This window comes from Polynucleobacter sp. es-GGE-1, assembly GCF_018882005.1.
GTDB lineage: Bacteria > Pseudomonadota > Gammaproteobacteria > Burkholderiales > Burkholderiaceae > Polynucleobacter.
The window spans coordinates 82,609-108,134 of record NZ_JACVPE010000003.1; the positions used below are offsets into that span (position 1 = coordinate 82,609).

Below are 25,526 nucleotides of genomic sequence, written 5' to 3' on the forward strand. Positions count from 1 at the left end.
TGCAGTTGTAGCATCTGGTACATAAGTTTCTGCACCAGCTTCAATCACGTTAAATGGAATATCTAATGCCCAAGCAGCAGCAATCGCAGCGCCGAGATTCATAGTCTTCCATGGCATGGCGCTATTAGATTCAGAGTGGCGCGGCACGGGAATTGATTTTTGATCCAGCTTTCCAGACTTCAAGGTAATTTGTTGTTTGCCAACTAGTACGACGCGACCACCATTGAGCAGATGGTTTTTAATCACTTCTGAATCTGAATGCTCGCTAAAGAAAATCACCTCACCATCACATAGCTCAGCCATCTGCAGACACATTGGATCATCGGCGTTTAGAACCCCCACACCGGTTGGTAGAACTACATCAATTTGAGTGCGCACAATACTAAAGACCTGATCTTCATCATAGATAGCGTACTGTGGGAAGTTGGCTTTAGGATCAACATTGAGTACGACACCAACTTGGCAGCGATCATAGGCCAATCCTTCGATCAGCATAGATAGGTGGTTATTTTCAATCACCGCTGCTTCTACGGCACGATTCAGGAGGGTGCGACGTGCGTTTTCCCAATTGGATGCATTGGTATTTGGAATCGAGCGACTACCAAAAAATAAACCTTTACTGCAAGACAAGCCAACATAGACGTTTGTGAGGCGGAGGAAATGAGCAATCATTTCAGCAACGGGTGTTTTGCCGCTCTCGCCACAAATGCCTACTAGTGGAATGCGGAAATCTGTGCCCTGAGGAAATAGGTGGTTTGCAATCTCTTTACCAACGGGTTGTGGTTTGCCGCTAGCAGGCTTGAGATGCATTAGGAGGCCTGGGCCAGCATTGACTTCTACGATGGCAGCGTTCTGCTCAGCAAGTGGGCGGCTAATGTCTTGGGCTACCAAATCAACGCCTGCAATTTCTAAACCAACCACTCGTGCTGCTAGGGCTACTTGACTAGCAACATCAGGATGAACTAAATCAGTGACATCAAATGCCACGTTGCCGTTACTCTGAATTAATACCTTTTGGTCTGTTGCTGGAATGCTAGCGCCAGTTAATTGTTGGCGAGCAAGTTCGAGTTCTACTGCAGAATCAATACGTACTGGATTGAGTGGATGTTCTTCTGCGGTGCCGCGACGGGGATCAGAATTAATCTGAATCTGAATCAGATCTTGAACAGTATGTTTGCCATCGCCAGTGACCCATACAGTTTCCCCTTTTGCCGCAGCGACAACTTTGTTACCAACTACGAGTAAGCGATGTTCATCGCCAACAATATGACGCTCCACCAATACTTCGCTACCCTCATCAATGGCTACTGCGTAAGCAGCTTCAATTTCTTGTTGGGTATACAGATTAATAAACACACCTCGACCATGATTACCATCGATGGGTTTGACAACCACTGGCAAGCCAATATCCTGTGCGGCCTCCCAGGCATCATCAGTACTAGTAACAGTTCGGCCTTCTGGGGTTGGTACGCCAGCGCTGCGTAACAAACTCTTCGTTAAATCTTTATCACGGGAAATTGTTTCAGCGATTGCGCTAGTTTGATCTGTTTCAGCAGTCCAGATGCGCCGCTGTTTTGCGCCGTAACCCAATTGAACTAAATTGCCTGCCGATAGGCGGATAGAAGGAATGCCACGCTCCTCAGCTGCATTAACGATGCAAGCAGTGCTAGGTCCTAGTAATAAATCATCACCAATGTCACGCAGACTCTCAATAATATTTTGAACTTCAGCAACACAATCTTTATTGTCTTGCGCAAGAGCAAGAAAGAGGTCGCGTGCGTACTTGAGGGCAGTGAGGGTGACTTCCTCATTGATCGCGCTTACCATCACTTTGTAGACACCACGGCGATCACCGTCACGCGCTTTACCAAAGCCACCTGGAATACCTGCTAGGTTTTGCAACTCGAGCGTCAGGTGCTCCATGATGTGAGCAGGCCAAGTGCCTTCTTCGACGCGCTTGAGAAAGCCACCGGTTTCTCCGTAGCTGCAGCGATGTTCAACTAAGCTAGGCAGTGCTTTAACCAGGCGGTCATAAAAGCCGGGAATCAGATTAGAGGGATAGTCTTCAAGATCCCCGATATCAATCCAAACCTCAATCACGGGATGGTAAGTCCACATATTGGGGCCACGGAGATGCTTAACACTCAGGATCTCGATGGATTTATCTAGTAATTGGGGCATGTATGGTGTTGCAAAGGGGTTGGCGCCTGGATTTAGCAGGTGGCGCTGTTCACTGTCTCTCTGTTTATAGTTTTATTGAAAATCTACAAAAATAGCAAAAATACATAAAAAAGACTACTTGGATAATTTAACGGTTTTCTACCCCCGAAAGTTGACAGGACCGATAAATCTAAAAAATCTAGCTCCACTATACTTTTAGGGTTAATGAAGCCAGAAATCCTTCCTTTTGCCCCTGTGCTACCAAGTCATTGGCTGAGCGTTCTTAAGGGTGACAAATCCCCCATTCAAAGCCTAGAGGCAGTACTGGCTTGGGTCGAGCTTGATTTGGGTGCTGACTTGCACTTTGAAAGAAGTCTACTTTTGCTCACTGAAGAAGGCTTATTTTGGACCGATGGTGCAAAGTTTGAATCTTGGCCCGCTAGCTCAAGAGAGCATCTCGTTCATGGCGATCATGCTGGTGTGGGTCATTTAAAGCTCGAAACAGCGGATGCGCTGCAAAGAATTTGGTATTTCACCTTGGCAGTCAATCCTCAGGTTTTGCGTTTGCAGTCCAGCTTCAGAAAGCTGACCCATGGCGCTGAGCAGGGTCGGGACGAAGTGAGTGAGTATGACAAGCAGGTTTGTCCTGTTTGCTTGAGTCCTAAACCGGCCAACTCTGATGGTTGTCCAACTTGTGATCCTGAAGATGACAAACCGCCATCAACTTGGACCTTGTTCAAATTATGGCGTTTTGCTAAGCCGTATAAAAATCAACTGTTACTCGGTTTTGTGCTGACACTGCTATCGACTGGCGCAACTCTGATTCCACCGTATTTGACGATGCCCCTGATGGATCATGTCTTGATTCCTTATGAGCGTGGTAACCCCATTGATTTTCATTTAGCAAGTATGTATTTGTTTGCGCTATTTGGCGCGGCCATCATTGCTTGGGGATTGGGTTGGTGGAAAACTTATCTACTGGCTTTAGTGAGTGAACGTATTGGTGCAGATTTACGCAATACGACTTTCGAGCACTTACTCAAACTCTCGCTCGAGTACTTCGGTGGTAAGCGCACTGGTGACTTGATTGCACGTATTGGCGCAGAGACTGATCGCATCTGCGTCTTCTTGTCGCTATACGCATTGGACTTTGCGACTGATGTCCTCATGATCACGATGACCGCAGCTATCTTGGTTTCGATTGATCCTTTGCTGGCACTAGTGACCTTAGCGCCATTGCCATTCATTGTGTGGATGATTCATGTTGTGCGCGATCGTTTGCGTTTTGGCTTTGAGAAGATTGATCGTATCTGGTCTGAAGTCACAAACATTTTGGCAGATACGATCCCAGGTATTCGGGTAGTCAAAGCGTTTGCGCAAGAAGATCGTGAGTTAAAGCGTTTCGTAGATTCCAATAAACACAACCTTCAAATTAATGATCGTGTAAATCGTGTTTGGGGTTTGTTCTCGCCAACAGTCACACTCTTAACCGAGACTGGTTTATTGGTGGTGTGGGGCTTTGGTATCTGGCAAGTAGCACATCAGAAAGTCACCGTTGGTGTCTTGATTGCGTTTCTTGCATACATCGGCCGTTTTTATGTACGACTTGATTCAATGAGTCGTATTGTGTCGCACACCCAAAAAGCAGCTGCGGGTGCCAAGCGTATCTTTGATATTTTGGATCATGTCTCGAGCGTTCCCGAACCGATTAATCCCGCACCTCTAGGGCCTGTCAGTGGGCGTATCTCGATGCGCGGCGTGGGTTTTCGCTATGGCAATCGTGCGGTAACTAAAGGTATTGATTTAGATATTGCTCCAGGTGAGATGATTGGTTTAGTAGGTCACAGTGGTTCAGGCAAGAGCACCTTGGTCAATTTGATTTGCCGTTTCTATGACGTGAGCTCTGGCTCTATATCCTTAGATGGGCGCGATATTCGTAGTATTGGTATTGCCGATTATCGGAAGTGTATCGGCCTGGTATTGCAAGAGCCATTCCTATTCTTTGGCACGATTGCAGAGAACATTGCTTACGGCAAGCCTGATGCTACTCGTGAAGAAATCATTGAAGCAGCACGTGCTGCCCATGCCCATGAATTTATTCTGCGCTTACCACTAGGCTATGACTCATTAGTGGGTGAGCGCGGTCAATCTTTATCTGGTGGTGAGCGTCAACGCATCTCGATTGCCCGTGCGCTCCTCATTAATCCAAGCATCTTGATTTTGGATGAGGCAACCTCATCCGTTGATACCACTACAGAAAAAGAAATTCAGCGTGCTTTAGATAACCTTGTTAAAGGTCGCACAACCATTGCGATTGCACATCGCTTATCAACACTCAGAAAGGCAGATCGCCTCGTGGTATTAGATAAGGGTGAGATTGTGGAGATTGGATCACACGAACATCTAATGGAAGCCCAAGGGGCTTACTACACCTTGTATCAAGCTCAGTTGCGTCATGCTGCAGAGTTAGTCGAGGGCGGCGCCATTGGAGAGAGTTTGGAAGAAAGCTCAGAAGAGGGTAAACGAGAAAAGCAGGAAGAAAAACGAGAAGAGAAACTACAAGAGATCGCGAAAAATATTGGGGGCGGGGTATGACGCAAGCCAATCAATCTGCACATCAACTAAAGCGGGACTCTCTGGGTCGCATGATCTTCGTAGATGCTAAGGGCAATACGCATATTGGCGTACATCCTGTAAGAGCATTTCCAATTACGGCTCCAGGTGCTGGAGTGGGCATCATGGATCAGTCTGGTAAAGAAGTATTTTGGTATCCCGATGTTGCTGCCATTCCAAGGGATGAGCTTGCTGTGATTGAAGAAGAATTGGCTGCGCGCGAATTTATGCCAGTGATTGAGAGAATTACCAAAGTCTCTACTTTTGCTACGCCCAGTATTTGGGATATTGATACAGACCGAGGCCCAACTCGCATTCGCCTGAAGGGTGAGGAAGATATTCGCAGAATTGCTGGTAATACTTTGTTAATTGCAGACTCCAATGGCCTGCAGTTTTTAATCAAAGACTCTACCCAGTTAGACAAGCTCAGCAAAAAGCTTTTAGACCGTTTCCGCTAGAATTTATTTCGGTAAGCCGCTTTAGCTCAGTTGGTAGAGCAGTTCATTCGTAATGAAAAGGTCGCCAGTTCGATTCCGGCATGCGGCACCAATCCTCATTTTATTTAGGGTAAACCCTATAAGACTCACCAAGCCCATATTGCAATTCCCGCTGCAATCAATAGACTTATTTTTTGTATGCTTTTTGTGCATTAAATGCCATTAGTAACATGCAGTGTAAGTACACTAAGCTTAGCCTTTGGCTTTATTTATCAGGGTTTCCACTATGTTAAGGTTGCCCATGTGTAACGATTTTGAAATTATTGATGGTAGTCAAGTTCAACATGCACATCTTGTTTAAAAATCACACACAAATTAAATAAGTAAATAAGCCAAATTAAATTGGTAAACATTTTTGGAGACATACTTTATGAAGATGAAGTTTAAAAGAGCACTGATTTCCACCACCTTAGCCCTCGGTGTAGTTGGTGTTTCACCTGCATTTTCAGCATGGGAACCAAACAAGCCAGTTGAATTCATTATTCCTGCTGGTCCTGGTGGTGGTGCTGACCAAATGGCTCGCATGATCCAAGGAATCATCACCAAAAATAATTTAATGAAGCAAGCAGTGATTCCAGTGAATAAGGGTGCTGGTGCTGGTGCTGAAGGTTTCTTGGCAATGAAAGAAGCCAAAGGTGATCCCAATAAGATTGTGATCACACTTTCTAATTTATTTACAACGCCATTAGCAACCGGTGTTCCATTTAATTGGCAAGACATTACTCCGGTAGCAATGTTGGCGTTAGATCAGTTTGTGTTGTGGGACAACGCAGAAAAGCCTTATAAGACAGCCAAAGAATACATTGACGCTGCTAAAGCTGCTGGTCCGGGTAAATTCAAAATGGGCGGAACCGGTTCTAAGCAAGAAGATCAAATCATTACCGTAGCCATTGAAAAAGCAACAGGCGCTAAATTTACCTACATTCCTTTCAAAGGGGGTGGCGATGTTGCTGTTCAGCTGGTTGGTAACCACGTTGATTCATCCGTGAACAACCCAATCGAGGCGGTAGCGCAGTGGCGTGCTAACAAATTACGTGCATTGTGCGTATTTGATGACACCCGCATGCCATACAAAGAAAAAATTACCGATACTCAATCATGGTACGACGTGCCGACTTGTAAAGAGGCAGGTGTAACAACTGACTACACCATGTTACGCGGTATTTTCATGGCTCCAGGTGTCACTCAAGAGCAGGTTGATTTTTATATCGATTTATTTAAAAAGGTACGTGCTACACCAGAGTGGAAAAAGTTCATGGCTGATGGGGCATTTAATCAGACATTTATGACAGGTAAAGAGTTTAGAAACTGGCTGACATTAAATGAAGCTTTGCATAAGCAATTAATGACTGAAGCTGGCTTCTTGGCTAAGTAATTTGTGGAAATCTGATAGGGCCTCCATTGGGGGTCCTATTTTTTGAGTAAGTGCATTAATTAACTTTAATAAAAATATAAAAATGTCCGAACATACAAATAATACAAATCAAGACTCAGTTATTAGCGTAAGAGCAATGGATGTGATTACCTCTATCTTGTTTCTTGCTGTAGGCTTGACAGTGATGATTGGCAGCCTTAAGTTGGGTGCTAGTTGGGGCGCTGATGGCCCGGAGGCTGGCTACTTTCCTTTCTATATCAGCTTGATCATCATGCTTTCAAGCACGGTTACTTTGTATCAAGCTGCCATCGTGAATAAGAAAAAGAAAACAGAAACGTTTGTTGAAAAAGAGCCGTTCAAGCAAGTCATGGCGGTATTACTACCAGCGATTGTTTTTGTTCTAGGTGTGCAATTGATTGGTATCTATGTTTCTTCCGCTATCTATATCGCAATCTTTATGGTGTGGTTAGGAAAATACCCAATTTGGAAGGCGGCTGCTGTATCGATTGGAGTAAGTGCAGCCCTTTACCTCATGTTCGAATTCTGGTTCCAAGTTCCATTGCCACATGGCTCATGGATCAATCCACTCGAGTTCGTAGGCGTGCAATAAAAAAGAATAACTATTAAAAAAGATTAGAAAAGAAGGAGTCCAAGTTGGAAGAAATTAATGCTCTATTCAACGGCTTTGCCGTTGCAATGACGCCCTTTAACTTATTGTTGATGCTCGTTGGCGTAACGCTCGGTGTGATCATCGGTGTGTTGCCAGGTTTGGGTGGCGCAAACGGAATTGCGATTCTGTTGCCATTGACTTTCACTATGCCGCCAACCTCTGCAATCATCATGCTTTCCTGTATTTATTGGGGCGCATTATTCGGCGGTGCAATTACATCGGTTCTATTTAATATTCCTGGCGAACCATGGTCGGTTGCGACAACCTTTGATGGTTATCCAATGGCTCGTAATGGTAAAGCTGGTGAGGCGCTGACTGCTGCATTCACATCTTCATTTGTAGGTGCTTTCTTTGCAATTGTGATGATTACTTTCTTGGCGCCGTTGGTAGCGAAGTTTGCGCTCCAATTTGGTCCGCCAGAATTCTTCTCGGTCTATCTGCTCACCTTCTGTAGTTTCGTAGGCATGAACAAAGGTTCGCCGTTTAAGACTATTTCTGCCATGATGCTCGGCTTCGCCCTGGCAACTGTTGGTATGGATACCGTTACCGGTCAATTGCGTTTGACGTTCGGTAATCCAGAGTTGATGCGTGGCTTTGACTTCTTGATCGCGGTGATTGGTTTGTTTGGTATTGGTGAGATTCTCCTCTCCATGGAAGAGGGCTTGGCATTCCAAGGTGCTGCAGCGAAGATTCGTGGCAAGGTTGTGCTCGAGACATGGAAGCAATTGCCTAAGTACTGGGCTACTTCATTACGCAGCTGTCTGATTGGTTGCTGGATGGGCATTACTCCAGGCGGCGCTACTCCTGCATCCTTCATGGCTTACGGCGTAGCCAAGCGCGTATCTAAAGACGGTGATAAGTTTGGTACTGGCAAGATGGAAGGTATTGTTGCGCCAGAAACAGCAGCTCACGCTGCAGGAACAGCAGCGCTCCTCCCAATGTTGTCCTTAGGCATTCCAGGTTCACCAACCGCAGCAGTGTTGCTTGGTGGTCTATTGATCTGGGGTCTACAACCTGGTCCATTACTCTTCGTTGAGAAACCAGACTTTGTTTGGGGCTTGATAGCCAGTATGTACTTAGGTAACTTGGCTGGCTTGTTTGTGGTCTTAACTTGCGTGCCTTTGTTTGCCTCTATCTTGAGAATTCCATTCTCCATCATTGCACCAGTCATTATTGTGATTTGTGCGGTAGGTGCCTATACCGTTCACAATGCAATGTTTGACGTTTGGTTGATGCTTGGCTTTGGGGTGGTTGGTTATGTCTTTAAGAAACTGGACTACCCAATGGCGCCAATGGTTTTGGCCTTGGTATTAGGCGATCGTGCAGAAGACTCCTTCCGTCAGTCGATGTTGTTCTCACAGGGAAGCTTAGATATTTTCTTCTCTAACGCATTGGTGGGCGGTATTACATCCCTTGCATTAGTGCTTCTCTTCTGGCCATTGATTGGCAAGGTGATTGGTAAGAAAAAGGCTACAGCAGCTTAAGAAGAAATACGCTAAAAAAGCGATTTCCAGTAGAAAAGGGGCGCAAGCCCCTTTTTTCATGCAAAAGTCATAAATCCGATAAAATCCCCCCAACATGAATTTCCGCAAAAACCACCTCATTCACTGGATTGCTGCAGGCGCAATCGCAATGAGTGCACTTGCCCCAGCCGTTTCACAAGCAGTATCGCTGGCAAAGCATGGTCAAGGCCTTACGATGGAGATTTGCTCTACTAGTGGCGCCAAGATGGAAATCAAGGTGCAGACAGATGACCAAGAGGTCGCTGATCAAGCGCAGCCCTGTCCATATTGTGTATCTCAGAACAGTATCACCCCAGCTTTCAATACCAGCCTCACATTTGCAGCACCAACATCTGTTGCGTTGCTACCTCAGCTTTTCTATCAATCACCCAAGCCACTCACGGTTTGGGTAACACCTCCCTCAGCAGCACCTCCAGTACAAGCCTAAATACTTTTTAGGGCATAGCCTAGCTATGTAGTTGGCAATCAAGTTGCCGTCATGTTGTGTGGAGAAGTAAACTTTGTTGTACACAAAGAAAATCAGAGCATGCATTGTCATGTTATTGGCTTCAATCGTCATTAGTGCCCAGTCACAAGCACAGTTTGCTCCGCCGCCTAACTATGATCAAAAGTTGGCTGATATGGTTGTTACTGCAACAAAATCAGGAACCCTTCTGCGTGATATGACTCAGAACACCACAGTTTTGACTAAGGAAGAGTTGGAGATTTCGCCCGATCAAACCATTGACCAAGTATTAAAGAACCAATCAAGCGTTTTTTTGAATGATCAACCTTTTTATGAAAAAGATCCTACTGGTCAAAGTATTAACGTTCGTGGATTGGGAAATGCTAGAACATTGGTTTTGATTGATGGTGTTCCTGCCAATGATGCTATGTATGGAACTGTGCAATGGAATTTAGTTCCCATGTCAGCCATTCAAGATGTTGAATTCATCCGTGGTGGCGTTTCTAGTTTGTATGGAAATATGGGTATGGGTGGCGTGATTAATATTACAACCAAGCCTATTAGCGAAAATAAGGGGGAGATATCGGGAAGTATTGGTTCTTATGCCACTGGAACTGTAGCAGTATCAAAAGAGTTGGCAATGAGTGACTCATTTAAATTGCGAGCTTCAGCTGATTATTTCAGTACCGAGGGATATCAGAATATTGCAACCATTTCTCCTTCTTCGCAGAGTGCTTTAAAGACGGGCATGGGTAATGAAAGTGCTGAAAATGCAAATTACAGATTGCAAGGGTCAGCAAAGCTCAGTCAAGATACAGATAGCTTTTTTAATCTTGGTCTGCATTCAATGTCAAACCTACCAACGGGCGGTTATAGTTTTGCAAGAAAATCTACTAACGAGATGACGCTTTCTGGAGGCTCAACCACAAGACTAAATTCTAGCGAGCAGGTTCAAGTAAATGCCTATTATGAGAACACCACATTGCAACAGCAAAATGTGAGCTCAAGCAATCCTTATATTAATGCTACGTTTCATAATCCCTATTATCAAGTTGGTGGATCGGGTCAATATACAAAAAATCTTCAGGATCAGGCAATTGATCAAGTGATTATGAGCGTAGATGCGAAGCAGTTATCGGCATCTAATTTTCAGAATAACTATGCCTCACCTGGTGCTGCAAATTATCAAACCAGTAAATTAGGGGCGCTGACCTCGCAGGTTGTTGCACAGGGCACCCAAAATTTTGCAGGTGTTTTAGGTCAAGTGAAATCAAATCTCAATGCCATTCCTCTGCAGGTAACTTTATCGGCTAGGGTAGATAACTGGACTAGTCAGATCCCAACGAACTATACGCAAGCTCTGGGAGGCGCACAGGTCAGCACGGCTGTACCCAATCAATCCAAAACAAAACTAAGTCCAAATCTGGGTTTGTTATACCGCGCATCTAAGGAGTTGGACTTTAGGGCTGCAGCTTATCAGGCATTTCATGCTCCTGGTCTCAATAACTCTATCCGCAGTTATGGATCGGGCTCGAGCTATGTTGGTAATAATCCGTTCTTAACTCCAGAAAATATGACTGGATATGAGCTTGGATCTGACTATCGATGGAAGTCAGGATTTATTCAAGTTACTGGGTTTAATGCAAATGTTACTAATGCAATTGCTACCTACACCCTTTCAAGTAGTCAAATTGCTAGTACCTGTTCTCCAGTATGTAGTAGTGGCGCTAAATCGTATAGCAATGATCAATCACTTCGTAGTACTGGATTGGAGATGCAGGCACATTGGGATGTCAGCTCAAAATGGGCTACCGATCTTAGCTATACCTTAACTAAGGCAGTGTTAACTTCTACTTATGGGGCAATTGATACAGCCTTAAATCCTACGGGCGTACAGATCGCCGGCACGCCTAGAAATATGGCAAGTGCAAATATCACTTACTATTCCATTTCAAAAACAAGCTTGACGACTTCAGTGCGCTATATTGGAAATTCTTGGTATGACACAGCCCATACCCTGCCAATTCCGGCGTATGCAGTATTGGGAGCGAGGGTGAACCATGAGTTGACTCCCAATACATCAGTTTATTTAAGTGCGGTAAATCTGTTGAATCGTAATTACATTACCTTTGGCTCTGGTTCTCAATATATTGCTGGTCAGCCTCAGACAATTACCGTTGGCGCACGTATCATCTTCTAATGATGAAATCCTATTTTTTTCTTTCGGCATGGTTAACTACATTAAGAGCCTTCTTAATAGGGGTGCTTTGTGTATGTGGTCGAGCAGAGGCCCAAATCGATTATTCATCTCCTATGGCGGCAGCAAAGATAAGCAATACTTGCCAAGGAGTTGGTTTGGAGTGCGCCAATGCAGCCACTCCATTTTTCGCTCTTGATGGCAAATTACTCCTGGCGTGGACTGCAAATGGAGTTGTATCAGTAGGGCAGTCATCTGATCTCGGAAAAACATGGATAGCGACTGTCAAAATTGTAGAGCATGGTAAGTCATTAGATACTGGTAGCGATGCCCGCCCCCAAATAGTGGCTGATAAACAGGACAATATATTTTTAGCCTATGCTTTTTTCAAAGACTCCCATTGGAATGCACAAATTAATACGGCTAGATCTACTGATGGCGGTAAATCTTTTACTGTTCCGGTATCCTTGGTTCAGGATAGTTCTAGTCAACGTTTCCCATCGGTATTGATCAGGCCGGATGACTCTATTTTTATTTCTTGGATAGATAAGCGCCTAGTAGTATCTGCCAAGCAGGGTGGTTCTAAACGTTTAGGCGGTTCAATTGCTTATTCATTTTCAAGTGATAGCGGAAAAACATTTAAAGCTGAGCAATTTGCTAATGAGAGTAGTTGTGAATGTTGTCGCATTGGTAGCGGTCTAGATCCACAAAACCAACCCGTGATTGTGTATCGAGTTATATTCCCAGGGGGTATTCGGGATCAAGCAAGCCAAGTTATTGCTACCAAAGGTGCTGAGCTAATTCGTCGAGTCGCAGATGATGATTGGAAGACCGATGCTTGTCCGCATCACGGTCCATCAATTGCAGTTTCTGGATCTGGAAAATTTCATGTCGCTTGGTATACCCAGGGAAATAAGCGCTCTGGTGTTTTTTATGCCAACTCTAGCAATCAAGGATTGAGTTATTCTGCGCCCGTCAGAATTGGAGCAGAAGGAGCGAACGTTTCTAGGCCTTATCTCTTAGCCTTGGGGCAACAGGTATGGTTAGTATGGAAAGAATTTGATGGAACCCACGCTTTGGTTTACATGAAACAATCTACTGATGATGGTAAAACGTGGAGTACTCCACAGATGATTTCTAAAACAAATGGGTATAGCGACCACCCCTTATTGATCAATCAAGGAGATACGGTATTTTTATCATGGCTGACAAGGGTCGACGGGTATCAATTGATTCAGCTTGGACAAAAACAATGAGAAGATATTTATTCGCCTTAATCATTGCTATTGGGTCGATAAACCTTGCCTTTGCTGATAAAGCAACCCTGAAGCCTTATCAAAGTGGTGAATGGTCTAATTTAGTGAAGAGTGCTAATGGCGCACCCATCGCCATTCATTTTTGGGGGGTTACCTGCCCGTCATGTGTCAAGGAGATGCCGCAGTGGGGGCTGTTCGTGAAGAATAATCCGAATGCAAAAATAGTTTTTATTCAGGTTGATGATGTTTCACAAGACGCAATGAAAAAAATGCTGAGCAAAGCGGGCTTGGATAAGGCGAATAATTATTATGTCGCTGCGCCTTTTGATGAGCGCTTGCGTTATGAGATCGATCCTAAGTGGCATGGCGAGACGCCAACAACAATCTTGATAGATAAAAATGGGAAGGCTACCCGTAAAACAGGTTTGATTAATTTTCAGCAACTACAGTCCAAGCTGGTTACTGGTGTCTAGAGCAATCATCTAATCGATAGAAATTAGGCATCAGCAAATATGCGTACCTGGTTAATGAAACGAAATTGCTCATTGACACCCAAACAAGTGGGGTGGTTCTATGCGTCCATCTGCGCTTTTTCTTTCTTAATTGCAGGATTCTTTTTGGCCCTTGGTATTTGGATGGTAATTATTTTTACTTCCCTAGATATCTTGGCTTTAACATTTGCTCTTTATATCTACACCCGTCATGCGCTAGATTATGAAAAAATTTCTATTGACGACAAAGTCTTGGTTGTTGAGCAAAGTTGGGGTGGCAAATTAAAAACCCATGTATTTAATACCTTGTGGACTCGGTTAGAACGCGAGGGCTTTAAGGGCAGGCGTTTGGCATTAAAAAGCTCAGATCATTCTCTGCCCATTGGACTATTTGTCCGTCAAGACCAGTTTGAGGTCTTTGAGCAGGAGTTGAAAGCGCATTTAGGTAATCGTTAGAATAAATTTAAAACTGTTTTAAAGAAGAGGGATGTCAATATGAAATCAAAATTACTCGTAACCATGTGTGCGGCAATGGGAATTGCTTTAAGCGGTACTGCTATTGCGCAAAACGCTTCAGTGGGCTCTATCAAGATTGAGAATGGCTATACCCGTGCTACTGCCCCTGGGCAACAAGTTGCTGGCGGCTTTCTGAAGATTGAAAATAAAGGGGCTGCTGATCAATTGATATCGGCTAGCTCACCGGCTGCAGGTGAAGTGCAGTTACATGAGATGGCCATGGATGGCAATGTGATGAGGATGCGTCAAGTAAAAGATATCGCTTTACCCGCTAATGGCGCTGTTGAGCTAAAACCCGGTGGTCTGCATTTAATGTTCATGAATATTAAAGCACCTTTGACTGTAGGTGAAACTGTTCCAGTCAAACTGAAGTTTGCCAAAGCAGGTGAAGTCGAAGTGAGGCTATCAGTCAATACTACAGCTCCAATGAAGCATTGATAGTAGCTGAGTGGTAGAAATTAAAAAGCCCCTGAATCAAATCAGGGGCTTTTTTACTAGACTGCTGATTCAGTTTGCTTAAGTAAGATCTAAATCCAAATCTGTTACCGCACCTTTGCTAGCACTGCTAGCAAGGCTTGCATACTTTGCCAAGAGGCCACGGGTATAGCGTGGCTTAGGTTGTTTCCAAGCTGCGCGGCGTTTTGCAATCTCTTCATCACTCACATTGAGTTGAATGAGGAGCTTGTGAGCGTCGATAGTTACAGAGTCACCTTCATGGATGAGGGCAATGACGCCCCCCACATAAGCTTCTGGAGCTACGTGACCAACGACCATGCCCCAAGTTCCACCAGAGAAGCGACCATCAGTAATAAGGCCTACAGACTCACCTAAGCCTTGACCTACCAAGGCAGAGGTCGGGGAAAGCATCTCGCGCATTCCGGGGCCACCTTTAGGGCCTTCATAGCGAATGATCACGATGTCACCATCTTTGATCTTTTGCGCCATGATGGCTGCCATAGCATCGTCTTCAGAATCAAATACACGCGCTGGGCCAGTAATCGATGGGTTCTTAAGACCCGTAATCTTGGCTACGCAACCCTCTGGAGAGATATTGCCCTTCAGAATGGCTAAGTGGCCTTGTTTGTATAAAGGATTGTCTAAAGCGCGAATCACTTTTTGATCAGCACGCGGCACCGAAGGGATATCTTTCAACACTTCTGCAATCGTTTTGCCAGTAATGGTCATGCAATCGCCATGTAGCAAGCCACCATCAAGCAAAATTTTCATTACTTGTGGAATGCCGCCAGCCTGGTGCAAGTCGGTTGCCAAATAAGTGCCGGATGGTTTCATATCCACAATGACAGGAACGCGCTTACGAATACGTTCAAAGTCATCAATCGTCCAATCGATTTCAGCCGCACTAGTAATGGCGAGGAAATGCAATACCGCATTGGTAGACCCGCCGACTGCCATGATGACGCTGACTGCGTTCTCAATCGATTTCTTGGTAATGATGTCGCGTGGACGTAGATTGTTCTTGATAGCTTCTACTAAAACGCGGGCAGATTCAGCGGCGCTTGCGACTTTTTCCGCATCTTCGTTGGCCATCGTAGAAGAGTAGGGCAGACTCATACCGAGGGCTTCAAAGGAGGAGCTCATCGTATTGGCTGTGTACATACCGCCACAAGAGCCGCTTCCTGGACAGGCATGTTGTTCCACACCCTTCAGGTCTTCTTCGTTCATGCGGCCGGAAGTAAATTCACCAACAGCTTCGAATGCAGAAACGATATTGAGGTCTTTGCCTTTGTAGTGACCTGGCTTAATCGTCCCACCGTAAACATAAATGGCAGGAACATTGGTGCGGGCAATAGCCATCATGCCGCCGGGCATATTCTTATCGCAACCCCCGATCACTACTACACCGTCTTGCCATAAACCATTGACACAAGTTTCAATACTGTCAGCAATGACTTCGCGAGACACGAGCGAGTATTTCATGCCTTCAGTGCCCATGCCAATCCCATCAGAAACCGTGGGCGTACCAAATGTTTGTGCTTTTGCGCCTGCTTCTTCAAGTGCAGTTACAGCCGCATCAGTTAATTTTTGCAGACCACTATTACAAGGAGTAATCGTCGAGTGGCCATTCGCAACGCCAACCATTGGCTTGGAGAAATCCTTTTCTTGATAACCCATGGCGTAATACATCGAGCGATTAGGTGCGCGAGCTACTCCCTCGGTGACCATACGTGAGCGTTCGTTGAGGCGTTTCATGCTTATTACTCCAGAAAAGGTTTGTTTTGAAAGGCTCTATTGTGCCGTGAGATGGGCTAAAGGGTGTGCTGCACGAAGGGGTAATGCATACCCATCTTAATGTTGCACTGCAATACTAAAAAACGAGCCTCGTTCTCTCAGGTAAGTTTGACTAGAAAAGCCGCTTCCTTCGGATTTTCAGGGGCTGAAAAATGTCGTGCTGATATTTCTGCGTAAGGCCAATGTTCAATGAAGTATTATATTTATCAATGCATTAGAATTACTACGATAAAAATAGTGAGACAGTTCCGCCATGGACAATCCTGCAAAACTTCCGGAGATACGAAAAGAGGCTTTTTCTAAGGCCAGGGAGAGTCTTGGTTTAAGCGCTAAGGATTTATCGGTTATGGCCTGTCTTTCTGTTCGCCAAATTGAGCAAATTGAAAATGGCGAATCCAGTTCTTTCTATGGTCTTCAAATTAAGGTCACTGCAGCAAAAAAAGTTGCCGCATTATTAAAACTCAATTTAGAAGATGCTTTTGACTTTGGTGAGGCGCCGATGGCGAAGAAAGCTGAAGTTGAAAAGGTAGCAGAAGAAAAGAAAGAAATTCCTGCTGTAATCACTCCACCGGTAGAAAAAAAAGTATCACCTGTAAAGCCTGAAACAGCTAAGCCGCTAGAGAAAATAAAAGAACTCGTCACTATTTCATCGAATTCATCAGGCCAAGAAAAAAATCCTCAGAAAAAATTATTGATTCTTCTAGGCATCGCGGTAACTTTAATCTTTGCAGTTGTAAATCTACGCCCACTATTTTTCCCAGAGCCAGTTAAGCAAGAGATTGTGATTTTGGAAGAAGTTGCTCCAGCAAATCCAACTGCAGAGCCGGTAGCTGAAGCCAAGCCAGAGGAAAAGCCTGTTGCGACTGTGCTTGCTGTTGCTCCTCCTGCACCAGCGGCCGCTCCAGCAATTTCCTTGGAGTGCCCGCCTGCAGATTCGTCAGTAGTGAGCTACAAAACGGATGCGCCCAAAAAGTCTGGGGATGTTGTATTTTTTCAATCTAAAACTGCGCAAACAGTCTGTGTTGTTGACGCTAGTGGCAAGACGCAAAACAAAACTCTAGAGCCTGGAGTGGGAGCTAGTATTTTGGGAAAACCACCTTTAAAGGTTTTAACTTCTGGCTTAGCTCAAGTAGATATGTATTACCAAGGAATGAAAGTTCGTCTTTCCAATCCCACTGCCAAGACTATTATTTTGGAGCAGGCTGAAATTATTCAGCCTTCCGCTCCATTAGATTCTCAGTTACGTTAACGTTGTTGAGTGGTTAAGCTGAGCCTGTCAATCGACAGTCTTGATTAAACCGCTGATTCGTTTGTTTCGCCAGTACGAATACGAATCACTTGTTCAACCGCGGTAACAAAAATTTTCCCGTCACCAATTTTCCCTGTGCGCGCAGCTTTGGTGATTGCCTCAAGTGCTACCTCAACGCGATCACTGGCAACCACAGCCTCAACCTTTACTTTAGGCAAAAAGTCGACCACATACTCAGCACCACGGTAGAGTTCGGTATGACCCTTTTGACGGCCAAAGCCCTTGACTTCAGTCACAGTTAGGCCAGTAACTCCTACTTCGGCCAATGCTTCACGAACTTCATCGAGTTTGAACGGTTTAATGATTGATGTAATGAGTTTCATGTATTCCCCCTGATGCAGTAATCATACCTAGAACTGGAAAAAAGTGCCAAATTCGGACTTTCCTGACAGACTAGGCTCTAAATTGAGAAGTAATCGGATAGCGCCAATCGCGGCCAAAGGCACGCGTTGTCACGCGCACCCCTGGAGGAGCCTGGCGGCGCTTGTACTCGTTTAATTTGATCAGGCGCGTTACTTTTTCAACACTCTCTGGATCAAAGCCGGCAGCAATGATTTGCTCAATGGATTGGTTTTGCTCCATATACCGCTCAACGATGCCATCTAAAACCTCGTAGGTTGGCAGGCTGTCTTGGTCTTTTTGATCTGGGCGCAATTCAGCAGAAGGAGCGCGCGTCAAAATGCGCTCCGGAATGACGGGAGCGATGCTATTGCGATAAGCGCATAAACGATAGACCAAAGTTTTAGCAATATCTTTAATCACTGCAAAGCCACCAGCCATGTCGCCATACAAAGTGCAATAACCCACTGCCATTTCACTCTTATTACCGGTAGTCAGAACGAGTCGCCCCGTTTTATTCGAGAGCGCCATCAACATCGTGCCACGCACACGCGCTTGAATGTTTTCTTCTGTGGCATCAACCTGCATGTCTTTGAACTGCTCAGCTAAGGCTTGCTCGAGAGCGTCAACGGGACCACTAATTGGGATCTCATCGTATTGAACATTCAGATTCTGGGCTAATTCACGGGCATCAATCCAAGAGATATCGGCGGTATAGCGTGATGCCATCATCACAGCACGTACTTTGTCTGCACCAAGGGCATCGACTGCAATCGCCAATACAAGAGCGGAATCTACGCCGCCTGATAAGCCAATAATCACACCAGGAAAGCGGTTCTTGTTCACATAGTCGCGCACACCCAGTACTAAGGCTTGATAAGCCTGAGCCTCAACACTTTGGGGTGGGGAGATTGAGCCTTTTTCGAGCTCACCTCCGGAAGTGACATTTACAACACCTAGTCCAGTTTCAAACTGGGGTATAGACATGACCACTTCGCCATGGCTATTTAATGCAAAAGACCCGCCGTCAAACACCAATTCATCTTGACCACCAACGGCGTTGACATAGACTAAAGGCATTTTGGTTTGCTCAATGTGAGCACGCAATACATCGATACGCAGCGCCTCTTTTTTCAGGTGATAGGGCGATGCATTCGGAACGAGTAAAACGTGTGCGCCAGCCGCATGGGCTTGTTTCGCTGGCCCTGGATGCCATGCATCTTCACAGAGAATCAGGCCATACTGAATGCCTGCGCAGTCAAATACACAAGCTTGCTTACCGGGCACAAAGTAACGCACCTCATCAAAGACTTCGTGATTAGGTAGCTCTTGTTTGGCATAGCCTGCAATGACCTTGCCGTTCCGTAAAACGGAAGCATAGTTTTGTAGACCTGCTGACGTTAATTTTGGGTGACCTACTACGACCGTCAGATCTGGATATTGGGATAGATCTTGTACCAAAGCATCAAGCTGCTTTTGCGCAGCCTCAATGAAGGCAGGCCGGAGCAATAAATCTTCTGGGGGGTAGCCGGTCAGAGAAAGCTCAGGAGTAACAACAAGCTTGGCGCCTTGAGAAAAGGCCTCTTGAGCTGCTTTGTGAATCAGTTGCGCGTTACCAGCCAGATCACCCAGCAGTGGGTTCATTTGGGCTAAGGCAATTTTCTGTGCGCTCACTCCGAATCACAAAGCCTTTGCTATCAATTGAATCAACACTAAGTTAAGCGTGCTCTTTGTTGTAACGATCGATGCCCTCAAGAATCTCTGTATGAGCATCGGCAACGCCACCCCAGCCTTTTACTTTCACCCACTTGCCTGGCTCGAGATCTTTATAGTGCTCGAAGAAGTGCTGAATTTGGTTTAAGCGCAATGGGTTGATATCTTCTGGTTTTTGCCAGTGTGTGTAGATTGGCAAAATCTTATCTTCTGGGACGGCCAACAATTTAGCGTCTTGCCCGCCTTCATCTTCCATTTGCAAAACACCAAGTGCGCGGCAAGCAACCACGACGCCCGGAATCAGTGGAAATGGAGTAATTACGAGAACGTCAACAGGGTCACCATCGCCAGCAATGGTTTTATTGATGTAGCCATAATTGCAGGGATAGTGCATGGCAGTACCCATAAAACGGTCAACGAAAATGGCGCCACTTTCCTTGTCAACTTCATATTTGATTGGATCCGCATTCATGGGGATTTCAATAATGACGTTGAAGCTTTCAGGGATCTTTTTACCTGGCTTGACGTTGTCGAGACTCATAAATACTCCGAATAATGATTAGTAAATACCCTGATCCTGTGGAGGGGGCGCAGGGGTGATTCTGTTACATACTGTTACGGCTTAAAGACATAGTTTAAAGCTTTCAGAAACCGGGTCGACCTAAGCGCAAGTAGTAAAAAACAATAAAGATTAAATTTAGGGAGTTCAAGCATGAGTAATGTCACTTTAGGCTTGTATTTTGCCTTGGTATGCGGAGTCATAGCCGTGATTTACGGTTTTGTGATGCGCGGCTGGATTTTGAAGCAAAGTACGGGCAACGCCAAAATGCAAGAGATTGCGGAAGCGATCCAGCAGGGTGCGGCGGCCTACTTATCACGCCAATATAAAACGATTGCGATCGTTGGAGTGATTCTCACCATTCTGATGGCGCTCTTTTTGGATTTTGCGACAGCGATTGGCTTTGTCGTGGGCGCGGTTCTCTCAGGTGCATGTGGTTTCATTGGTATGAATGTGTCAGTTCGTGCAAACGTACGCACTGCTGAGGCAGCAACCAAGGGTATGAATGAAGCTCTCAACGTTGCCTTTAAGGGTGGCGCGATTACCGGTATGTTGGTAGTGGGTCTTGGACTCTTGGGGGTTGGTCTGTTCTTCATGTTCCTCGTTTCCATAGGCGCAGGACAAGACCTCTCTGCAGTATTGCATCCCCTCATTGGCTTGGCATTTGGCTCTTCATTGATTTCGATCTTTGCACGTTTAGGTGGCGGGATCTTTACTAAAGGTGCAGATGTTGGTGCTGACTTGGTAGGTAAAGTAGAAGCAGGTATTCCGGAAGATGATCCACGTAATCCAGCAGTGATTGCCGATAACGTGGGCGATAACGTTGGCGACTGTGCTGGTATGGCTGCTGACTTGTTTGAAACGTATGCTGTGACATTGATTGCAACCATGGTGCTGGGTTCATTGATGGTCGCTGGTGCTCCCGTAGCAGCCATCATCTATCCATTGGTGCTAGGTGGCGTATCGATTATTGCTTCGATCGTTGGCTGTTCGTTTGTTAAAGCAACCCCTGGCATGAAGAATGTGATGCCTGCTTTGTATAAAGGTCTGATCATTGCGGGCGGCTTATCACTGGTTGCCTTCTACTTTGTCACCAACTTTATCATGCCAGATGATGCGCTGGGTATTCCAGGTAGTCAGTGGCGTTTATTTGGTGCAACTATCGTTGGCCTCTTGCTTACTGCTGCTTTGGTATGGATTACCGAGTACTACACTGGTACTCAGTTCAAGCCAGTACAGCATATTGCTGAAGCATCGACTAAAGGTCATGGCACAAACATCATTGCTGGCTTAGGCATCTCAATGAAGTCAACTGCTTATCCAGTCTTGTTTGTTTGCGCAGCGATTTATGCAGCATATTGGTTGGCTGGTTTATATGGCATTGCGATTGCCGCTACCTCGATGTTGTCGATGGCCGGTATCGTTGTGGCACTAGACGCATACGGACCGATTACCGATAACGCAGGTGGTATTGCGGAGATGGCAGGTTTGCCACAAGCAGTGCGTGATATTACTGATCCATTGGATGCAGTGGGCAATACAACTAAAGCAGTTACTAAGGGTTACGCCATCGGTTCTGCTGGTTTGGCTTCATTAGTCCTCTTTGCCGATTACACCCATGCTTTAGAAGGTATCGGCCAGCAAGTCTCTTTTGATCTGTCAAACCACATGGTGATCATTGGTCTCTTTATTGGGGGCATGATTCCTTACTTGTTTGGGGCGATGGCGATGGAAGCAGTAGGCCGTTGTGCTGGTGCAGTTGTTGAGGAAGTGCGTCGTCAATTTCGCGATATTCCAGGAATTATGGAGGGCACCGCGAAGCCTGAGTACGGCAAGGCTGTAGACATGCTTACTTCTGCGGCGATTAAAGAGATGATCGTTCCTTCATTGTTGCCAGTGGTTGCTCCAATCGTAGTTGGCCTCTTGCTAGGACCTGCTGCATTGGGGGGCTTGCTCATGGGCACAATCGTGACAGGTTTGTTCGTGGCAATCTCGATGTGTACTGGTGGCGGCGCTTGGGACAATGCCAAGAAATATATCGAGGAAGGTAACTTCGGTGGCAAAGGTTCTGAGGCTCACAAAGCTGCTGTGACTGGTGACACTGTAGGTGACCCCTACAAAGACACTGCAGGTCCTGCAGTCAACCCACTAATCAAGATTATCAACATTGTGGCATTGCTCATCGTGCCACTTTTGCCAGTGATCTCACGTTAAATAATGCTTAGTAAGTAATATGCATTAGTAGCCAAAGCATCAAAGAAAAAACGCCTAGCAATGCTAGGCGTTTTTTATTATTCAGCCTCTAAAAACTAATCTAAAGTTTCTAAGTAACGTTGCGCATCTAGAGCGGCCATACAACCGGTGCCGGCACTAGTAATCGCTTGACGGTAGATGTGGTCTTGAACATCACCAGCAGCAAACACACCAGGAATATTGGTAGCTGTCGCATTGCCCTCCAATCCTGAGTGAGTTTTGATATAACCATTATTCATCTCTAACTGATCAATAAAGAGTTCCGTGTTGGGTTTGTGACCAATCGCGATAAATGCACCAGTAACGGCGATATCTTCCGTGCCGCCATCTTGTTTCTTGATGCGCACACCAGTCACGCCTTTTTCATCACCGAGCACTTCATCTAGTGTGGCATTCAATTTCAGCTCTACCTTGCCTTCGGCAACTTTGGCCATCAAGCGATCATTCAAAATAGGTTCGGCACGGAATTTATCGCGACGGTGAATCACGGTCACTTTTTTGGCAATACCTGTGAGATAGAGCGCTTCTTCCACCGCAGTATTGCCACCACCTACCACGCATACATCTTGATTGCGATAGAAAAACCCATCGCAAGTTGCACAACCAGATACGCCGCGCCCCATAAACGCTTCTTCACTTGGAAGGCCAATGTATTGAGCGGAAGCACCGGTGCTAATAATCAAAGCATCACAGGTATAGGTTCCAGAGTCACCCACTAAGCGAATCGGCTTCTCTTTGAGAGCCGCTGTATGAATGTGGTCAAAAATGATCTCGGTATTGAAATGCTCCGCATGCTTCAAAAAGCGGTCCATGAGCTCTGGGCCTTGCACGCCTTCTGGGTCGGCGGGCCAGTTTTCAACGTCAGTGGTGGTCATTAATTGACCCCCTTGAGCCAAGCCAGTAATGAGGGTAGGCTGTAAATTGGCTCGGGCGGCATAGACTGCAGCGGTATAGCCGGCAGGACCAGATCCGAGGATGAGAACTTTTGAGTGTTTTGGGGTATTTGTAGTCATACCCAAATTATAGGTTTGCTTGTTTACAATCGGTAGAACATGGCGAGAACCATATACCCGAAATCCCAATTGCCCCAGTCCCCAGAAAAAGGCGGGCCGGATCGGATGCCCCGCCTGCTCCTAGAGGCCCGTTGGTTTATTTCCCTAGGCTTATGCCTTGGACTATTTGCCATTTTGATTACCTATTCCAAGGCTGACCCAGCCTGGTCACATGCCAGTTTTCAGGCTCCCAAGAATCTAGGTGGCCGTTTTGGGGCTTATTTAGCGGATTTGATGCTCTACATCTTTGGGATTTCTGCTTTTTGGTGGGTTGTGCTATTCGGGCGCCGGGTTCTAAATGGCTGGAGGGAGCTTTGGAGTATCCCTTTGCCCCCAGATCCAGAAGCTAAACCCGACTCTCTCTTAATGCGTTGGTTGGGCTTTGGTTTAACTTTGGCGAGCAGTATGGGGCTTGAGTCCATTCGTTTGCATACTCTGTCCTGGCAGCTTCCTAGACCTCCTGGTGGTATTTTGGGAGAGTTAATCGGCGACCCTTTGCAAATGTCCTTGGGTTTTACAGGTGCAACCTTAGTACTTCTATTTGGACTTTGTGCCGGCCTTTCTTTATTCCTGCATTTCTCTTGGCTAGATATTGCTGAAAAAGTAGGGCGAATTTTGGAAGTATCTTTTCATCGCATACGCGAGCGTCGTGATAGTGAGGAAGATCGTAAGCTAGGTGAAGCTGCTGCTGAAGAGCGGGAAGAGTTTGTGGAAGAAATTCGGGGGCGCGTTGAAGTGGCAGCACCAGTACAGATTGTGCGTGCACCCATAGAGATCGCAAAGAGCGCTCGTGTAGAGCGTGAGAAACAACAACCACTATTCGTTGATATCCCTGATTCTGAATTGCCACCACTGGCATTGTTAGATCCAGTTCCTGAAGTAAAAGAAACCATCTCCGCTGATGTCTTGGAATTTACGTCTCGTTTAATTGAGCGGAAGTTAGCTGAGTTCAATGTTCAGGTTACCGTGATTGCCGCTTACCCTGGTCCCGTAGTAACGCGTTACGAGATTGATCCGGCGATCGGCGTGAAGGGTAGTCAGATCGTTAATCTCTCCCGTGACTTAGCACGCTCACTGGGTGTTGTCAGTATGCGTGTAGTAGAAACCATTCCAGGTAAAACTTGTATGGCTTTGGAGTTGCCAAACCCAAGGCGCCAATCGGTTTACTTGTCTGAGATTCTGACTTCACAGGTATATAACGACAATCATTCTTTATTGACTCTCGCTTTAGGTAAGGATATTTCAGGCAGTCCTATGGTGGCTGACTTGGCGAAGATGCCGCACTGTTTGGTAGCGGGTACAACGGGTGCTGGTAAGTCGGTTGGTATCAATGCCATGATTCTGTCGCTGCTCTTTAAAGCGAAGCCGGATGAAGTGCGGCTGATCATGATTGATCCAAAGATGCTTGAGATGGCAATGTACGACAAGATCCCGCATCTGCTTTGCCCAGTAGTGACTGATATGAAACAAGCGTACAACGCATTGAACTGGGCGGTAAACGAGATGGAGCGTCGTTACAAGCTCATGAGTAAGTTTGGCGTACGTAACTTAGCTGGCTTTAATAAGAAGATTCTGGAAGCAGAAGAAAAGGGTGAGAAGCTCACTAATCCTTTTAGCTTGACGCCAGAAGATCCAGAGCCAATCTACAAGGCACCAGTTATCGTGATCGTGATTGATGAGTTAGCTGACTTGATGATGGTCTCTGGCAAGAAGATTGAAGAACTCATTGCCCGTATTGCGCAAAAAGCGCGTGCTGCAGGGATTCACTTGGTATTGGCAACACAGCGTCCTAGCGTAGATGTGATTACGGGCTTAATCAAAGCGAACGTGCCAACCCGTATCTCTTTTCAAGTCAGCAGCAAGATCGATAGCCGCACGATTTTGGATCAGCAGGGTGCTGAGGCACTTCTCGGTATGGGTGACATGCTGTATATGGCCCCAGGTACTGGCCTGCCGGTTCGGGTACATGGCGCATTCGTATCAGATGATGAAGTACATCGTGTGGTGGAATGGCTTAAAGAGAAGGGCGAAGCCAACTATATTGATGGTGTACTCGAAGGTGCAGATGAATCCAACATCGATGCCTTAACAGGTGAGAGCGGTGGCGAGTCTGATCCACTGTACGACCAAGCAGTCGCGATTGTTCTAGAAAACAAACGCCCATCCATCTCATTAGTGCAGCGTCATCTGCGTATTGGCTACAACCGTGCAGCTCGCCTCTTAGAAGATATGGAAAAAGCCGGTCTTGTATCCAAGATGGGCAATGGCGGCAATCGCGAGATTTTGCATCGTTCCTCCGAGTAAGGTT

General features: G+C 45.9%; 19 protein-coding genes, 1 tRNA gene and 1 pseudogene. 15 read left to right on the forward strand and 6 right to left on the reverse strand.

Annotation, left to right across the window (positions count from 1 at the left end; genetic code table 11):
- Window positions 1–2,181, reverse strand: a pseudogene (cphA, locus tag ICN35_RS02515) (cyanophycin synthetase); the annotation flags it as partial.
- Between the two features lie 204 nt (window positions 2,182–2,385).
- On the opposite strand from cphA, the gene ICN35_RS02520 reads away from it, so the two are divergent.
- The 12 genes from ICN35_RS02520 (at window position 2,386) to ICN35_RS02575 (ending at window position 14,181) form a co-directional block, all read left to right on the forward strand.
- Complete coding sequence (locus ICN35_RS02520) at window positions 2,386–4,755, forward strand: ABC transporter ATP-binding protein (RefSeq protein ID WP_216124017.1); 2,370 nt, start codon at window positions 2,386–2,388, stop codon at window positions 4,753–4,755.
- Window positions 4,752–5,231, forward strand: coding sequence for a DUF1854 domain-containing protein (locus tag ICN35_RS02525; RefSeq protein WP_216124020.1), 480 nt, complete (start codon window positions 4,752–4,754; stop codon window positions 5,229–5,231). The genes ICN35_RS02520 and ICN35_RS02525 overlap by 4 nt, the downstream gene beginning before the upstream one ends.
- A 15-nt stretch (window positions 5,232–5,246) precedes the next feature.
- A tRNA-Thr gene (locus ICN35_RS02530) sits at window positions 5,247–5,322 on the forward strand.
- A 324-nt stretch (window positions 5,323–5,646) separates the two neighbouring features.
- Window positions 5,647–6,645: a tripartite tricarboxylate transporter substrate binding protein gene (locus ICN35_RS02535; protein ID WP_216124022.1), complete on the forward strand. Its 999-nt coding sequence runs from the start codon at window positions 5,647–5,649 to the stop codon at window positions 6,643–6,645.
- 82 nt (window positions 6,646–6,727) lie between these two features.
- Entirely contained in the window at window positions 6,728–7,255 is a 528-nt protein-coding gene (locus ICN35_RS02540) for a tripartite tricarboxylate transporter TctB family protein (RefSeq protein WP_216124024.1), read from the forward strand.
- Window positions 7,256–7,299: 44 nt separating this feature from the next.
- The gene (locus ICN35_RS02545) at window positions 7,300–8,799 is read left to right on the forward strand and encodes a tripartite tricarboxylate transporter permease (protein ID WP_216124026.1); all 1,500 of its coding nucleotides are present in this window, start codon (window positions 7,300–7,302) and stop codon (window positions 8,797–8,799) included.
- 94 nt (window positions 8,800–8,893) lie between these two features.
- The gene (locus ICN35_RS02550; protein ID WP_216124027.1) at window positions 8,894–9,265 is read left to right on the forward strand and encodes a DUF2946 domain-containing protein; all 372 of its coding nucleotides are present in this window, start codon (window positions 8,894–8,896) and stop codon (window positions 9,263–9,265) included.
- 109 nt (window positions 9,266–9,374) lie between these two features.
- A complete protein-coding gene (locus ICN35_RS02555) occupies window positions 9,375–11,483 on the forward strand; it encodes a TonB-dependent receptor (RefSeq protein WP_216124029.1) in 2,109 nt (702 codons plus the stop codon).
- A 2-nt stretch (window positions 11,484–11,485) separates the two neighbouring features.
- Window positions 11,486–12,736: a sialidase family protein gene (locus ICN35_RS02560; protein ID WP_216124030.1), complete on the forward strand. Its 1,251-nt coding sequence runs from the start codon at window positions 11,486–11,488 to the stop codon at window positions 12,734–12,736.
- Entirely contained in the window at window positions 12,682–13,209 is a 528-nt protein-coding gene (locus ICN35_RS02565) for a thioredoxin-like domain-containing protein (RefSeq protein ID WP_216124031.1), read from the forward strand. The genes ICN35_RS02560 and ICN35_RS02565 overlap by 55 nt, the downstream gene beginning before the upstream one ends.
- Before the next feature lie 39 nt (window positions 13,210–13,248).
- Window positions 13,249–13,683, forward strand: coding sequence for a DUF2244 domain-containing protein (locus ICN35_RS02570; RefSeq protein ID WP_216124032.1), 435 nt, complete (start codon window positions 13,249–13,251; stop codon window positions 13,681–13,683).
- Between the two features lie 39 nt (window positions 13,684–13,722).
- Window positions 13,723–14,181, forward strand: coding sequence for a copper chaperone PCu(A)C (locus ICN35_RS02575; protein ID WP_216124033.1), 459 nt, complete (start codon window positions 13,723–13,725; stop codon window positions 14,179–14,181).
- 78 nt (window positions 14,182–14,259) lie between these two features.
- Here the strand turns inward: ICN35_RS02575 and ilvD are convergent, their stop codons facing one another.
- Window positions 14,260–15,954 (reverse strand): dihydroxy-acid dehydratase, encoded by a 1,695-nt coding sequence (gene ilvD, locus ICN35_RS02580; protein WP_216124035.1) that lies wholly within the window; start codon window positions 15,952–15,954, stop codon window positions 14,260–14,262.
- A 292-nt stretch (window positions 15,955–16,246) separates the two neighbouring features.
- On the opposite strand from ilvD, the gene ICN35_RS02585 reads away from it, so the two are divergent.
- Complete coding sequence (locus tag ICN35_RS02585; protein WP_216124037.1) at window positions 16,247–17,242, forward strand: RodZ family helix-turn-helix domain-containing protein; 996 nt, start codon at window positions 16,247–16,249, stop codon at window positions 17,240–17,242.
- Window positions 17,243–17,286: 44 nt separating this feature from the next.
- On the opposite strand, the gene ICN35_RS02590 is transcribed toward ICN35_RS02585, so the two are convergent.
- From ICN35_RS02590 to ppa, 3 genes are all read right to left on the reverse strand, one after another.
- Window positions 17,287–17,625: a P-II family nitrogen regulator gene (locus tag ICN35_RS02590; RefSeq protein ID WP_215296656.1), complete on the reverse strand. Its 339-nt coding sequence runs from the start codon at window positions 17,623–17,625 to the stop codon at window positions 17,287–17,289.
- Between the two features lie 70 nt (window positions 17,626–17,695).
- Entirely contained in the window at window positions 17,696–19,315 is a 1,620-nt protein-coding gene (locus ICN35_RS02595) for an NAD+ synthase (protein WP_216124039.1), read from the reverse strand.
- Window positions 19,316–19,358: 43 nt separating this feature from the next.
- Window positions 19,359–19,895 (reverse strand): inorganic diphosphatase, encoded by a 537-nt coding sequence (ppa, locus tag ICN35_RS02600; protein WP_215296658.1) that lies wholly within the window; start codon window positions 19,893–19,895, stop codon window positions 19,359–19,361.
- Between the two features lie 171 nt (window positions 19,896–20,066).
- Here ppa and ICN35_RS02605 point away from each other — a divergent pair, with 171 nt between their 5' ends.
- The gene (locus ICN35_RS02605; protein WP_216124040.1) at window positions 20,067–22,127 is read left to right on the forward strand and encodes a sodium-translocating pyrophosphatase; all 2,061 of its coding nucleotides are present in this window, start codon (window positions 20,067–20,069) and stop codon (window positions 22,125–22,127) included.
- Between the two features lie 95 nt (window positions 22,128–22,222).
- Here the strand turns inward: ICN35_RS02605 and trxB are convergent, their stop codons facing one another.
- Window positions 22,223–23,179 carry a thioredoxin-disulfide reductase gene (gene trxB, locus ICN35_RS02610; RefSeq protein WP_216124041.1) on the reverse strand — a complete coding sequence of 319 codons (957 nt, stop codon included), beginning with the start codon at window positions 23,177–23,179 and terminating at the stop codon, window positions 22,223–22,225.
- 39 nt (window positions 23,180–23,218) lie between these two features.
- On the opposite strand from trxB, the gene ICN35_RS02615 reads away from it, so the two are divergent.
- Window positions 23,219–25,522 carry a DNA translocase FtsK gene (locus ICN35_RS02615; RefSeq protein WP_216124043.1) on the forward strand — a complete coding sequence of 768 codons (2,304 nt, stop codon included), beginning with the start codon at window positions 23,219–23,221 and terminating at the stop codon, window positions 25,520–25,522.
- The last annotated feature ends 4 nt before the right edge of the window (window positions 25,523–25,526 follow it).